Source organism: Rhizobium sp. CG4 (assembly GCF_023701965.1).
In the GTDB taxonomy this organism is placed as follows: Bacteria; Pseudomonadota; Alphaproteobacteria; order Rhizobiales; family Rhizobiaceae; genus Agrobacterium.
Map to the genome: position 1 here is coordinate 15,711 of NZ_JABAEG010000005.1, position 14,317 is coordinate 30,027.

Annotated in this window: 14 protein-coding genes; 11 read left to right on the forward strand and 3 right to left on the reverse strand. The window is 54.5% G+C overall.

The features are described from left to right. Genes hisA through coaA form a run of 4 tightly spaced genes read left to right on the forward strand, consistent with a single transcriptional unit; the run spans nt 1 to nt 2,856 of the window. On the forward strand, nt 1-735 hold the full coding sequence (gene hisA / locus HGO37_RS15485) for a 1-(5-phosphoribosyl)-5-[(5-phosphoribosylamino)methylideneamino]imidazole-4-carboxamide isomerase (RefSeq protein ID WP_250984112.1): 735 nt from the start codon (nt 1-3) through the stop codon (nt 733-735). After that, nucleotides 732-1,508 (forward strand): imidazole glycerol phosphate synthase subunit HisF, encoded by a 777-nt coding sequence (gene hisF / locus HGO37_RS15490; RefSeq protein WP_250984113.1) that lies wholly within the window; start codon nt 732-734, stop codon nt 1,506-1,508. The genes hisA and hisF overlap by 4 nt, the downstream gene beginning before the upstream one ends. A 21-nt stretch (nt 1,509-1,529) precedes the next feature. Next, the gene (locus tag HGO37_RS15495; RefSeq protein WP_250984114.1) at nt 1,530-1,853 is read left to right on the forward strand and encodes a phosphoribosyl-ATP diphosphatase; all 324 of its coding nucleotides are present in this window, start codon (nt 1,530-1,532) and stop codon (nt 1,851-1,853) included. 28 nt (nt 1,854-1,881) lie between these two features. After that, entirely contained in the window at nt 1,882-2,856 is a 975-nt protein-coding gene (coaA, locus tag HGO37_RS15500) for a type I pantothenate kinase (RefSeq protein WP_250984115.1), read from the forward strand. 72 nt (nt 2,857-2,928) lie between these two features. Here coaA and lysM read toward each other — a convergent pair whose 3' ends face one another. The 3 genes from lysM to HGO37_RS15515 all read right to left on the reverse strand — a co-directional run bounded on the left by lysM (nt 2,929) and on the right by HGO37_RS15515 (nt 5,725). Next, a complete protein-coding gene (gene lysM / locus HGO37_RS15505) occupies nt 2,929-3,384 on the reverse strand; it encodes a peptidoglycan-binding protein LysM (protein WP_192490625.1) in 456 nt (151 codons plus the stop codon). A gap of 79 nt (nt 3,385-3,463) precedes the next feature. Further along, nucleotides 3,464-3,898, reverse strand: coding sequence for an alternative ribosome rescue aminoacyl-tRNA hydrolase ArfB (gene arfB, locus HGO37_RS15510; protein ID WP_250984116.1), 435 nt, complete (start codon nt 3,896-3,898; stop codon nt 3,464-3,466). A 216-nt stretch (nt 3,899-4,114) separates the two neighbouring features. After that, complete coding sequence (locus tag HGO37_RS15515) at nt 4,115-5,725, reverse strand: phosphoenolpyruvate carboxykinase (RefSeq protein WP_250984117.1); 1,611 nt, start codon at nt 5,723-5,725, stop codon at nt 4,115-4,117. Between the two features lie 331 nt (nt 5,726-6,056). On the opposite strand from HGO37_RS15515, the gene chvI reads away from it, so the two are divergent. The 7 genes from chvI (at nt 6,057) to HGO37_RS15550 (ending at nt 14,303) form a co-directional block, all read left to right on the forward strand. Continuing rightward, nucleotides 6,057-6,782 (forward strand): two-component system response regulator ChvI, encoded by a 726-nt coding sequence (gene chvI, locus HGO37_RS15520; protein ID WP_192490622.1) that lies wholly within the window; start codon nt 6,057-6,059, stop codon nt 6,780-6,782. A 182-nt stretch (nt 6,783-6,964) separates the two neighbouring features. Then, nucleotides 6,965-8,722, forward strand: a complete 1,758-nt coding sequence (locus tag HGO37_RS15525) for a sensor histidine kinase (RefSeq protein ID WP_405049461.1) — start codon at nt 6,965-6,967, stop codon at nt 8,720-8,722. Then, the gene (locus HGO37_RS15530) at nt 8,712-9,173 is read left to right on the forward strand and encodes an HPr kinase/phosphorylase (RefSeq protein ID WP_250984118.1); all 462 of its coding nucleotides are present in this window, start codon (nt 8,712-8,714) and stop codon (nt 9,171-9,173) included. Before HGO37_RS15525 ends, HGO37_RS15530 begins: the two co-directional genes overlap by 11 nt. A 133-nt stretch (nt 9,174-9,306) precedes the next feature. After that, nucleotides 9,307-9,708, forward strand: a complete 402-nt coding sequence (locus tag HGO37_RS15535) for a PTS sugar transporter subunit IIA (protein WP_192490619.1) — start codon at nt 9,307-9,309, stop codon at nt 9,706-9,708. Between the two features lie 16 nt (nt 9,709-9,724). Continuing rightward, complete coding sequence (locus tag HGO37_RS15540) at nt 9,725-10,000, forward strand: HPr family phosphocarrier protein (protein WP_192490618.1); 276 nt, start codon at nt 9,725-9,727, stop codon at nt 9,998-10,000. A gap of 126 nt (nt 10,001-10,126) precedes the next feature. After that, on the forward strand, nt 10,127-11,530 hold the full coding sequence (gene ahcY, locus HGO37_RS15545) for an adenosylhomocysteinase (RefSeq protein ID WP_250984119.1): 1,404 nt from the start codon (nt 10,127-10,129) through the stop codon (nt 11,528-11,530). A gap of 199 nt (nt 11,531-11,729) precedes the next feature. Beyond that, a complete protein-coding gene (locus tag HGO37_RS15550; protein ID WP_405049462.1) occupies nt 11,730-14,303 on the forward strand; it encodes a sensor histidine kinase in 2,574 nt (857 codons plus the stop codon). Nucleotides 14,304-14,317 lie beyond the last annotated feature (14 nt).

Genomic DNA, 14,317 nt, shown 5'->3' on the forward strand with positions numbered 1-14,317 from the left:
ATGATCCTTTTTCCCGCAATCGACCTTAAAGACGGCCAGTGCGTACGCCTGAAACTCGGTGATATGGACCAGGCCACCGTTTACAATCCAGACCCTGCCGCTCAGGCTAAGGCCTTTGAAGATCAAGGCTTTGAATGGCTGCATGTTGTGGATTTGAACGGTGCCTTTGCCGGTGAAAGCGTCAATGGTGCCGCGGTCGACGCCATCTTGAAGGCGACCACGAACCCTGTGCAGCTTGGTGGCGGCATTCGTACGCTGGACCATATTGAGGCGTGGCTGTCGCGCGGGCTGGCTCGCGTTATTCTCGGCACCGTCGCCGTGCGTGATCCAATGCTTGTCATCGAGGCCTGCAAACGATTTCCGGGACAGGTTGCCGTTGGTATTGATGCCAAGGGTGGCAAGGTGGCTGTCGAAGGCTGGGCGGAAGCCTCAGAACTTGGTGTGATTGAACTTGCCAAGCGTTTTGAAGGCGCTGGCGTTGCCGCAATCATCTACACCGACATTGACCGTGACGGAATTCTGACCGGTATCAACTGGCCATCCACGTTGGGGCTGGCCGGTGCCGTTTCCATTCCGGTGATCGCCTCGGGTGGTCTCGCTTCGATTGATGATGTCAAACGTATGCTGGAACCGGACGCAGCCAAACTCGAGGGCGCGATTTCCGGTCGCGCGCTTTATGATGGCCGCATTGATCCAGCGCAAGCATTGGCGCTGATCAAGGAGGCACGCGCATGAGCCTCAAAGCCCGTGTCATCCCCTGCCTTGATGTCAAGGACGGTCGCGTTGTGAAAGGCGTCAACTTTGTTGATCTGATCGATGCTGGCGATCCTGTCGAAGCGGCAAAAGCGTATGACGCCGCCGGCGCCGATGAACTTTGTTTCCTCGACATTACCGCCTCATCGGACAATCGCGACACCATTTTTGACGTTGTCTCCCGTACGGCCGATCACTGTTTCATGCCGTTAACCGTCGGTGGTGGCGTTCGTGCCGTTGCCGACATCCGTAAGCTGCTGTTGTGTGGCGCCGATAAGGTGTCGATCAATTCCGCAGCAGTGAAGGATCCGGATTTTGTGGCACAGGCTGCCGACAAATTCGGCAACCAGTGCATCGTTGTTTCGATTGACGCCAAGAAGGTTTCGGCTCCGGGTGAAACTGACCGTTGGGAAATTTTCACCCATGGCGGTCGCCAGAAGACCGGCATCGATGCCGTTGAATTCGCCATCAAGATGGTGGAACGCGGCGCTGGCGAACTGCTCATCACGTCCATGGACCGGGATGGTACCAAGAGCGGTTACGACATTGCGCTGACACGCACGATTGCCGACGCGGTTCGCGTACCGGTTATCGCGTCCGGTGGCGTTGGAAACCTCGATGATCTGGTAGCTGGTGTCCGTGATGGTCACGCAACTGCCGTTCTCGCCGCTTCCATCTTCCACTTTGGTCTCTATTCCATTAGCGAAGCCAAACAGTATATGGCCAACCATGGCATTGCCATGCGTCTGGACTGATATAAGCCTCAGGAACACATCATGAGCGGTTTTTCCCTTGCCGATCTGGAACGTATCGTCGCTGCGCGCGCTGCGGCGTCACCGGACGAATCATGGACGGCCAAACTTTTTGCGGCAGGCCAGCCGCGTGCAGCCAAGAAACTGGGCGAGGAAGCGGTCGAAACCGTGATTGCCGCCATTTCCAATGACCGCACTGAACTGACCAAGGAAAGCGCCGATCTTCTCTACCACCTGCTTGTGGTGTTGAAGATTGCCGATATTCCGCTCACGGAAGTGATGGAGGAACTGGAGCGCCGCACGGCGCAGACCGGTCTTCAGGAAAAGGCGTCGCGTCCCACGGCTTGATCAAGCCGCGCACGCAGAGGAGAGGCGCATGCCGACGACCAGTACACTCGACCATTTCCGAGCCGATGATTATTCGCCTTACCATTTCTTCTCTTCGGAAGAATGGGCGAAGTTCCGCGCCGATACGCCGATGACACTGACGGCCGACGAGGTCAGCCGATTACGTTCACTCGATGACCCGATCGATCTCGACGAGGTGCGGCGTATCTATCTTTCGTTATCGCGCCTTCTGTCATCCCATGTTGAAGCATCGCAACTGCTGTTCGAACAGCGCAACCGCTTCCTCAACATGTCCGATGTCAACAAGACGCCTTTCGTCATCGGCATTGCCGGTTCGGTTGCGGTCGGAAAATCCACCACCGCCCGTATCTTGAAAGAACTGCTGGCACGCTGGCCTTCCAGCCCGAAGGTGGATCTGATCACCACGGACGGTTTTCTCTATCCAAACGCTGTCTTGAAACGCGAAGGCCTGATGGAGCGCAAGGGATTTCCCGAAAGCTACGATATCGGTGCATTGTTGCGGTTCCTGTCTGCCATCAAGGCGGGACAGGCAGAGGTCAAGGCGCCACGTTATTCGCACCTGGTCTATGATGTCCTGCCAAATGAATATTCGGTCATCGACCAGCCGGACATTTTGATTTTCGAAGGCATCAATGTGCTGCAGTCGCGGGATTTGCCCGCGGGTGGCCGTATCGTGCCCATCGTTTCGGATTTCTTCGACTTCTCAATTTATATCGATGCAGACGAACACCAGATACATAACTGGTACGTCAACCGGTTTATGAACCTGCGCAAGACCGCGTTCCGCGACCCCAACTCCTTCTTCAATCGTTATGCCTCGATCAGTGAAGAAGAGGCCTTGCAGATTGCCGAGGGACTTTGGGCCAATATCAATCTGAAGAACCTGCGCCAGAATATCGTGCCGACCCGGCCGCGTGCGGACCTCATTCTGCGCAAGGGCAATAATCATCTGATCGATACGGTGGCGCTAAGAAAGCTCTGATCACCGCACAAATCTAAAGCGCCGCAGACTAGAAATCTGCGGCGTTTTTGTATCCATTTTTTTGAAATGCGTTTATTCGTCCAGGGCCGGAATGCGCAGCACCTGACCCGGATAGATCTTATCCGGATGGGTCAGCATCGGCTTGTTGGCTTCGAAAATAATATTGTTCTTGGCGCCCTTGCCTTTGCCGTATTGGGCTTCGGCAATCTTCCAGAGATTATCGCCTTTTTTAACCGTGTAGAAGACTGGCTCCTTCGCAGGTGCCGCAGCCACTTTCAGTTCACCGGCCTCCACCTTGGACACGCCGAGTGTATTGCCAACCGCGATAACGGCCTTTTCAAAGGCGGACTGATCGGCCACTTCGCCCTTCAGTACGATCTTGTCGTCAACCACATCTACCTGCACCTTGTCGGTGCCGAGATTGTGCGATGCCAGCTCCTTTTTAACAGCTTCGGCATCCGGAGCCTCTTCATCTCCTCCAAGGCCCAGTTTTTTCCCGGCATTCTTGATAAAGCTGAACAATCCCATGGTGATTTCCTCTCATGTTCGGAAACACTAAAGAACTGTAAGCCTGATCAAAATACAAGCATGTTTTGTGATGGCAGTTTCAATCACCGATTGGGCGGCCGCGCATCTTCTTGACTTCAGAGCGTCCGGATTTCTCTTTCAGACGACGCTCAACCGACCCTTTTGTGGGTTTGGTGGCTTTGCGCACTGGCGGTGGTGGTTTGGCCGCCTCAAGAATCAACTCCTTCAACCGATCACGTGCATCTTCCCGATTGCGCTCCTGGCTGCGGAAGCGGCTGGCTTCAATCATCAACACGCCTTCTTTTGAGAGACGACGGCCCGCTAATTGCTTGAGGTTTGTCTTGACGCGATCAGTCAGGGCGGGAGAGGTTTCAACGCTGAAAAACAGTTGAACGGCGGTGGAAACCTTGTTGACGTTCTGGCCACCCGGCCCACCCGCCAGCACGAATTGTTCCGTCAGTTCCCATCCGGAAATCGTTATTCGATTGCTGACAAAAAGTGGTTCACTGGCCATGGGCGGTTTTCTCCGGTGCGCGTCATGCCACAGATCGACAGAAATGAAAACCGGGAGAGCCTAGTGAAAGGCCCGACCCGGCCAGTTTGCGACGATCAGGCACATGCAAAGGGAAACATCGCATAAAGAAACCCCGGCGATATCTCGCCGGGGTTTCACGTGAATCCAAACTACAGTGTGCCGCGTCCTTCCAGACGCAACACCTGCATCCACTTGTTATTCTGCAGCGATCTTCAGGCCAGGAGCCGCATCGCGCACCTTGCTGTCGACGTGATCCTCGAACTTTGTGAAATTGGTCACGAACATCGAAACCAGCTTCTTGGCCTGTGCGTCGTAAGCAACGCCATCAGCCCAAGTCGAGCGCGGGTCGAGAATGGCGCTGTCGACGCCTTCCAGCGAAGTCGGCACAGCGAAACCGAAGTTTGCGTCCGTGCGGAACTGGGCGTTTTTCAGCTCACCTGTCAAAGCCGCTGTCAGCAGTGCGCGGGTTGCCTTGATCGGCATACGCTTGCCAATGCCGTAAGCACCACCGGTCCAGCCGGTGTTGACGAGCCAGCAATCCACCTGGTGGCGGCTGATCAGGTCACGCAGCAGGTTACCGTATTCCGCAGGATGACGTGGCATGAACGGTGCGCCGAAGCAGGTCGAGAATGTTGCTTCCGGCTCAGTCACGCCCTTTTCTGTACCAGCGACCTTGGCGGTGTAACCGGACAGGAAGTGGTACATGGCCTGCTCAGGTGTCAGACGGGCAATTGGCGGCAGAACGCCAAAGGCATCTGCTGTCAGCATGATAATGGTTTTCGGGTGGCCGGCAATACCGGTTTCCGACGCATTTGGGATAAAGTGCAGCGGGTAAGCGCTACGTGTGTTCTCGGTCAGCGAATTGTCGTTGAAATCCGGAACGCGGTTTTCGTCCAGTACAACATTTTCCAGAACCGTGCCGAAACGACGGGTCGCCGCGTAGATTTCCGGCTCTGCTTCTGCAGAAAGCTTGATTGCCTTGGCGTAGCAACCGCCTTCGAAGTTGAAGATACCATCTTCACCCCAACCATGCTCGTCATCACCGATCAGCGTACGCGACGGATCTGCAGACAGCGTGGTCTTGCCGGTGCCGGACAGGCCGAAGAAGACGGCCGAATCACCTGCCGGGCCAACATTGGCCGAGCAGTGCATTGGCATAACGCCCTTGGCAGGCAGCAGGTAGTTGAGAACAGTGAACACCGACTTCTTGTTTTCACCGGCATAGGACGTGCCGCCGATCAACACCAGACCATTGGTCAGATCGCAAGCAATCACCGTTTCGGTGCGGACGCCGTGACGCTCTGGATCAGCCTTGAAGCTTGGCAGGTTGATGATGGTCAGCTTCTGCTTGAAAGAACCCAGCTTTTCACGCAGCGGGCGGATCAGAAGGTTGCGGATGAAAAGCGCATGCCAGGCCAGTTCGGTTACAACACGAACCGGAAGGACGTTGTCTTCGTCGGCACCGCCCAGCAGATCCTGTACATAAAGTGTCTTGCCGGCAGCGTGGGCCAGCATGTCCTTGTGCAGGATTTCGAACTTTTCAGGAGACAGTGGCTTGTTGTTATCCCACCAGATGGTGTTTTCCGTCGCCGCGTCGCGGACAACAAACTTGTCCTTTGGCGAACGACCTGTGTGTTGGCCGGTCACTGCACGCAATGCGCCATCAGCGGTGACATCGGCTTCACCATTGCGGATTGCTTCTTCGTAAAGTTCGCTCTCGATGAGATTGTACTTGACGTTGGACGCACCAGCCAGACCAAGCTCGGATACTCCATTAGCAGGATTACGAATTCCAAGCTCCTCCATGAGCAATTTCCTTTTGTTGCAGGCATAACCATTGAAATTTTCGCAAGCGTATGACCCGTTTTTCGGAAACGCAAGAGCACCTTTTAAAATACATCAATAAATTCAATATATTAATCGATTTAGAATATTTTATTTCATTTTAAATCGTTTAAACAATCGCAGATTTTCGCGTTTAGGACGGGTGCAAACGACTGTTTGGAAGATTGCACGATGTCGCATCCTTTTTCTTTGCCACAATTTGTTCCACCTTTATACTCATGAACACGCTCACGGCGCTCCAACCTGGCTGGGTATGATGTCGAGAGAGAAGATGACGATGGAGATAAACACTATGCAGACAATTGCCCTTGTGGACGACGACAGGAATATTCTGACATCCGTTTCCATCGCCCTCGAAGCCGAGGGTTACAAGGTCGAGACCTATACCGATGGCGCATCGGCACTGGATGGACTTCTGGCCCGTCCGCCGCAGCTGGCCATCTTTGACATCAAGATGCCCCGCATGGACGGCATGGAGTTGTTGCGTCGCCTTCGCCAGAAGTCTGATATCCCTGTTATCTTTCTCACCTCGAAAGACGAAGAGATCGACGAATTGTTCGGCCTTAAAATGGGTGCGGACGACTTTATCACCAAGCCGTTTTCGCAGCGCCTTCTTGTGGAGCGCGTAAAGGCTATTCTGCGCCGCGCCAGCAGCCGTGAGGCCGCCGCAAGTGGCGTACCCGGCACCAAATCCGCCGCTGACCAGCAGGCCCGTACTCTGGAACGCGGCCAACTTGCCATGGATCAGGAACGTCACACCTGCACATGGAAGGGTGAGCCGGTAACATTGACAGTAACCGAGTTCCTCATTCTGCATTCGCTGGCACAGCGTCCAGGCGTGGTCAAAAGCCGTGATGCGCTGATGGATGCTGCCTATGATGAGCAGGTTTACGTCGACGACCGTACCATCGACAGCCACATCAAGCGTCTTCGCAAAAAGTTCAAGGTCGTTGACACTGACTTCGATATGATCGAAACGCTCTATGGTGTAGGCTATCGCTTCCGCGAAGCGGCCTAAACGGGCTATAAGAACGTCCGGTTTGAGACGGTTACCGCCCTGTTATGGCCAGTCCAAAGCGACTGGTTTCAGGGGCTGATGAAGAAAAGGCTGAAAACCCTGGAGGTTTTGGCCTTCTTCACTTGGGCGGTGAAAAGGAACAGGAATTGCTGAAGCAAACCTTTGAGAACAACGCGCAGAATATGGATGCGGACGACCGTTTGCAGGATCGCCCCCACCGTATTCACCCGTTGACGCTCATTCGACGGATCTTCGGCAATGCGGTGTTTTCCAGCCTTACTCGCCGTATCCTGTTTTTCAACGTGGCGGCGACCGTCGTTCTGGTTGGCGGTATTCTCTACCTCAATCAGTTCCGTGAAGGTCTGATCGACGCCCGCGTCGAAAGTCTGCTGACGCAGGGAGAAATCATTGCCGGTGCGATTTCCGCATCGGCGTCCGTTGATACCAACTCGATCACCATCAATCCGGAAAAGTTGCTTGAACTACAAGCGGGCCAGAGCATTACGCCTGTTCCCAATGATGAGGACCTGAGCTTCCCGATCAATCCGGAACGAGTTGCCCCGGTTCTACGTCGATTGATTTCCCCTACCCGCACACGCGCCCGCCTGTTTGACGCGGATGCAAACCTGCTGCTTGATTCGCGCCACCTTTATTCGCGCGGCCAGGTCCTGCGTTTTGATCTGCCGCCAGTTTCCAATGAAACGACAAGCTGGGGTGACTGGTTCGCCAGCCTGTTTAACCGCATGCTGCAATCCGGCAGTCTTCCTCAATACAAAGAAGCGCCTGGTGGTGATGGCTCGATCTACCCCGAGGTCATGAACGCATTGACCGGTGTTCGTGGCGCGGTGGTGCGGGTGACGGACAAGGGTGAACTGATCGTGTCGGTGGCTGTGCCGGTACAGCGTTTCCGCGCAGTTCTTGGTGTTCTGCTGTTGTCGACACAGGCGGGTGACATCGACAAGATTGTGCACGCCGAGCGTCTGGCGATCATGCGCGTGTTCGGTATCGCGACACTGGTCAACATTGTGCTGTCATTGCTATTGTCTTCGACCATCGCCACACCTTTGCGCCGTTTGTCAGCTGCCGCAATTCGTGTGCGTCGCGGTGCCCGCACCCGCGAGGAAATCCCTGACTTCTCTGCCCGTCAGGACGAAATTGGTAACCTTTCCATTGCCTTGCGCGAAATGACGACGGCGCTGTATGACCGGATTGATGCCATCGAAAGCTTTGCTGCCGACGTCAGCCACGAATTGAAAAATCCGCTGACCTCGTTGCGCAGTGCGGTTGAGACCCTGCCACTGGCCAAGACGGAACAATCTAAACAGCGCCTTACGGAAGTCATTTTCCACGATGTCCGTAGACTTGACCGCTTGATCAGCGACATTTCCGACGCCTCGCGTCTTGATGCCGAACTTGCCCGTGCCGATGCCAATCCCGTTGATATGGAAGTGCTTGTCAAAAGCCTTGTCGAGATTTCTCAGCAAATCAGTGCCAAGAAAAAAGCCGTCAAAATCGAATACAAGGCAGATCACAAGGCTGGCGTCAAAACCAACTTTGTCGTCAACGGCCATGACCTGCGTCTTGGCCAGATCGTCACCAATCTGATCGAGAATGCGCGCTCTTTCGTACCTGAAGACAATGGTCGGATCTTCGTGCATCTTTACCGGCACCGGGATCGTTGTGTGATCCGCGTCGAAGACAATGGTCCTGGCATTCAGGCAGAAAATATCGACCGCATTTTCGAGCGTTTTTACACCGACCGGCCATCGACGGAAGACTTTGGTCAGAATTCTGGCCTTGGACTTTCCATCAGCCGCCAGATTGCCGAAGCCCATGGTGGCACTCTGAAGGCAGAAAACATGCTCGACCAGCACGGCTTGATAACCGGTGCACGCTTTACCCTGAGCCTGCCTAGCGCTGAACAGCATCATGAGCGCTGATCGCATCAATCTTCATGCGACCGCCATCACCGTCGATGAAATCGGCATTTTATTCATTGGACCATCCGGCAGCGGAAAATCGTCCCTGGCCTTCGCTTTTCTGACGGAAGCCCGTTATGCCGGGCAATCCTCGGCACTGATTGCCGATGACCAGATTTTTGTCTCGCAGCAGCAGGACGGCACAATCATCGCTGAACGCCCTGTGTCAATTGCAGGGCTGCTGGAGTTGCGCGGCAGCGGTATTGTTCGGCTGGACAGCATTGAAAAGGCGACATTGCATTATGCGGTGATGGTTCTGGCGCCAAACGACACGCATGAGCGACTGCCGCCGGAAAACGAGATGTATGCGTTGCCCTGTGGCGGGCAATTGCCCGTCACACGAATTCCGCTGCAATGCCATAATCCGCTTGCCAGGTTCAGGACATTGGTAAGCAATTCGCTTTATGCATAAGACAAATGCGTCGATTGCCTCATTTTTGGACTTGCGATTCCTGTTTTCATCACCAAGATGGCTACCCACCGGTGGACAGAATTGCGGCATTGCGGTAGTCGGCAATTAGAATGCGTGTGCAAGGGAGCATTTCATGATCGGACTTGTGCTTGTCACTCATGGCAAGCTGGCTGAAGAATTTCGTCATGCGGTAGAGCATGTCGTAGGTCCGCAGAAGTTGATCGAAGCGGTTTCAATCGGCCCGGAAGATGACATGGATCAGCGCCGGCAGGATATTCTTGATTCCGTTGCGCGTGCAGATGATGGAAACGGCGTTATCATCCTGACCGACATGTTCGGCGGTACACCGTCAAATCTAGCGATTTCCGTTATGCATAATGGTCCAATCGAGGTGATTGCCGGTGTAAACCTGCCTATGCTTATCAAGCTGGCCGGCGTGCGCGGTGAGAACAATATGGACAAGGCGCTGCAGGAAGCATCCGATGCGGGCCGCAAGTACATCAATGTTGCCAGCCGCGTCTTGAGCGGAAAATAACGGACATTTCACACCCATGTCGCCATTATCGCGCGAATTGCTGATTATCAATAAACGCGGCCTGCATGCCCGTGCCTCGGCAAAATTCGTGCAGATGGTTGACGGATTTGACGCCGAGATCACCGTTTCAAAAGACGGAATGACGGTTGGCGGAACCTCGATAATGGGTCTTATGATGCTGGCAGCCAGCCCTGGCTGCACGGTGCTTGTGGAAGCAAGTGGCAATCAGGCTGAAGAGGCGCTTGCCGCTCTCGACGCGCTGGTTGCCAACCGTTTCGGTGAAGAAGCGTAAAGTCATATAAAGACATAAAGACTTCTTTATATCATTATTGCCAGATTGGTTTAAGCCTGATACACCCCTTGGCCAACAGTTGCCACCAAGGGGTGCGGATCGCACCTCACTGATCTGGAGAAACGCATGAGCACTGAAACCAAAGATTATATCGTCGCTGATATCAATCTTGCCGCATTTGGCCGCAAGGAACTCGATATCGCCGAAACCGAAATGCCGGGTCTGATGGCCTGCCGCAGCGAATTCGGTGCTTCCAAGCCGCTCAAGGGCGCACGCATTTCCGGTTCGCTGCACATGACGATCCAGACTGCTGTTCTGATCGAGACGTTGAAGGAACTCGGCGCTGATGTTCGTTGGGCATCCTGCAACATTTTCTCCACGCAAGACCATGCGGCCGCCGCTATTGCCGCTGCTGGCATTCCTGTTTTTGCGATCAAGGGTGAAAGCCTGACGGAATACTGGGAATACACCGACAAAATCTTCCAGTGGACCGACGGCGAGCCATCCAACATGATCCTGGACGATGGCGGCGATGCTACCATGTACATCCTGCTCGGCGCACGCGCAGAAGCTGGCGAAGACGTTCTGTCCAACCCGGGCTCTGAAGAAGAAGAAATTCTCGTTGCACAGATCAAGAAGCGCCTCAAGGCATCGCCAGGCTGGTTCACCAAGCAGCGCGAAGCAATCAAGGGTGTGACCGAAGAAACCACCACAGGTGTTCACCGCCTGTACGACCTGGCTAAAAAGGGTCTTCTCCCCTTCCCAGCAATCAACGTCAACGACAGCGTTACCAAGTCGAAGTTCGACAACAAGTATGGCTGCAAGGAATCGCTGGTCGATGGTATTCGCCGCGCTACCGACGTGATGATGGCTGGTAAGGTTGCTGTCGTGTGCGGTTACGGCGACGTTGGCAAGGGTTCGGCTGCTTCGCTTCAGGGCGCTGGCGCCCGCGTCAAGGTTACCGAAATCGACCCGATCTGCGCTTTGCAGGCCGCTATGGACGGTTTTGAAGTTGTCCGTCTGGAAGACGTTGTTTCTTCGGCTGACATCTTCATCACCACAACCGGCAACAAGGACGTTATCCGCATCGAGCATATGCGCGAGATGAAGGATATGGCGATTGTTGGCAACATCGGCCACTTCGACAACGAAATCCAGGTTGCTGCACTGAAGAACCTGAAGTGGACCAACATCAAGCCACAGGTCGACATGATCGAGTTTGCCAAGGGCAACCGCATGATCCTTCTGTCGGAAGGTCGTCTGCTGAACCTTGGCAATGCCACAGGTCACCCATCCTTCGTGATGTCGGCGTCCTTCACCAACCAGGTGTTGGGCCAGATCGAGCTGTACACCAAGCCAGGCGAATACAAAAACGACGTCTATGTGCTGCCGAAGCACCTCGATGAAAAGGTTGCCCGCCTTCACCTCGAGAAGCTTGGCGTGAAGCTCACAGAACTTTCTGACGTTCAGGCCGACTATATCGGTGTATCAAAAGTGGGCCCATTCAAGGCTGAGCACTACAGATATTAACCATATCAAATTTATCCACAATATATAGTGATGGCCCGCTTGACAAAGCGGGCCATTTCTTTTTTGGCCCAGTCCCTTCCCGCAGATTCCCTAAGGCAGTATTGTTTAAGCTCTTGATTCGTGAGGCTTCCGATCGGACGTCACGCGAAAATGGGATGTCTTGTCGATGAGCGGCACAACGGACGGAGACAGACCGGAAATGTCGGTAGAGATAAAAAACTCGCTTCTGCGGGTACAAAAAAACGTGGGCGAAACAAGCCCCACACCAAAATCCGGCGCGCATGTGCGGTTCTATCGCACGGCTCGTAACCGGGTTTCTGTTTTCGGTGGTCGCTTTGTTGCATTCCTGTCCGGCACGACGCTGGCAGGTGTTGCGCAGGCACAGGAAGCAAACATCATTACCAGCGGAGAGCGGCTGTTCTCCTCCAGCGAGACCATCGGCTTCTCGCTGGTGATTGGCGTTTTGGCAGCAAGTCTGCTGTCGGTTGTTTGGCTGGTGCGTCAGCGCGGCAATATCGAGGCGGAAAGCCGCGATTACCGCACAGCGCTTGCCGATGCCAACCAGAAGATTGATACCTATCAGGCACTGATTTCCGACAAGAGCCGCCGAATCGTGGTTTGGGAAAATACCGGCAAGCGCCCAGATTTTATCGGGCAGCTTCCTGTTGAGACCGGTGCTCCGCAAAATGATGCCGATTTCCTGGCGTTTGGCCGCTGGTTGAAATCCGGCTCAGCCAGCCAGCTTGAGAAGGCAATTGAAAAGCTGCGCAGCCATGCGCAGAGTTTTGACCTGACCATTGAAACCCACCGCGATGAGGTTATCGAGGTTCAGGGCCGGGTTTCAGGTGGCAAAGCATTTGCCCGTTTTATTGCGCTTAGCAATCTGCGCGCCGAACTGGCAGAACTGCGGATCGAGCGCGAAAGACTGCTGTCTTCCATCAATGCTTTTGAAGAACTGCTCGACGCACTGGAACAGCCTGTTTGGCGTCGCAACAGCGATGGCCAGTTGCTTTGGGTTAACCACGCCTATGGCAAGTCGGTCGATTCCAGCAATGCCGCCGATGCCGTCAAGGAACAGCGTGAACTTCTGACCACCGTGACACGCCAAAAAATCCGCGCCGTCACCACGCCGGAATCGCCGTTCTCCGACCGGATTTCCACAGTCGTGAACGGCAACCGCACGTTCTTTGATGTGGTCGATGTCAAGACACCGGGCGGATCTGCCGGTATTGCGATTGATACATCGCAGGCCGAGGCCATTCGTGAAGAGCTGAAACGTACGCTGAAAAGCCATGCCGAAACGCTCGATCATCTGGCAACGCCGGTGGCGATTTTCGACGGCCAGCAACGACTTCAGTTCTACAATCAGGCATTTGCGCGTCTCTGGGAACTGGATATCGTTTTCCTTGAAGGCCATCCTGACAATTCCGAACTGTTTGACCGTTTGCGACTAGCCGGCAAGCTGCCGGAAGAACTGAACTGGAAGAGCTGGAAAGAATCTGCCCTCTCGGTTTATCGTTCGCTGGATACACAGACCGATCTCTGGCACCTGCCAAACGGCCAGACACTGCGGGTTATCGCAACTGCGCATCCGCAGGGCGGCGCAACCTGGGTGTTTGAAAACCTTACTGAACAGGTGGACCTGCAGACCCGTTACAATACGTTGGTCAAGGTACAGGGCGAGACCATCGACCATCTGGCCGAAGGCGTTGCGGTGTTTGGTGCGGATGGGCGCATCCGCCTGTGCAACCCGGCATTCCGTGCGTTATGGGGCGTCACTGCTGAACAGGCAGAACCGGGCACTCACATCAAGGCCATCGAAAAGGCTTGCTCTGCATCCTATGAAAAGCCAGATGGCTGGCGGGAATTCAGCCAGTTCATCACCAGCTTTGATGATGAACGGCGCTCCAAACAGGGTACGCTGGAACTGCTTTCCGGGCTGGTGCTCGATTATGCAATCATTCCATTGCCAGACGCACAGACCATGCTGACCTTCGTCAACATGACTGACAGCGTCAGAGCAGAGCGGGCGTTGAAAGAAAAGAACGACGCACTGTTGAAAGCCGATGAACTCAAGAACGATTTCGTCCAGCACGTCTCCTACGAACTTCGTTCACCGCTGACCAATATTATTGGCTTTACCGATCTGCTCAAGACGCCGGGCATCGGCACGCTGAACGATCGGCAGGGTGAATATATCGATCATATCTCGACATCGTCGTCCGTGCTGTTGACCATCGTGAACGACATTCTCGACCTGGCGACCGTGGACGCCGGTATCATGCAGCTGCAATACAGCGAAAATGATCTGAATTCTTTGCTGGACGATGTGGCTGAACAGATCACCGACAAGCTGCATGAAAGCAATGTCGAGCTGGAAATTGCCGCACCGGTGAAGCTCGGTACATTGGTTGCCGACCATCAACGGTTGAAGCAGATCCTGATCAAGCTTCTGACCAATGCAGCCAACTTTGCCCCGGAAGGTTCGACAATCCTGCTGAGCTGCAACCGCAATGGCAGCGATTTTGTCTTCTCGGTTTCCGACAAGGGTCCGGGCATTCCAGAAGACGTTTTGAAGACGGTGTTTGATCGTTTCTCAAGCCGTGGCAATGGCGGCCGTCGCAGTGGTGCCGGTCTTGGTCTCTCGATCGTTGAAAGCTTTGTCAGCCTGCATAAGGGTGAAGTGCATATCGACAGCAAGCCGGGCGAAGGCACGGTCGTGACCTGCCGTATCCCGTCCTACATCAACCCGCACTCTATCGCTGCAGAGTGAGCAAACCCGTGTCC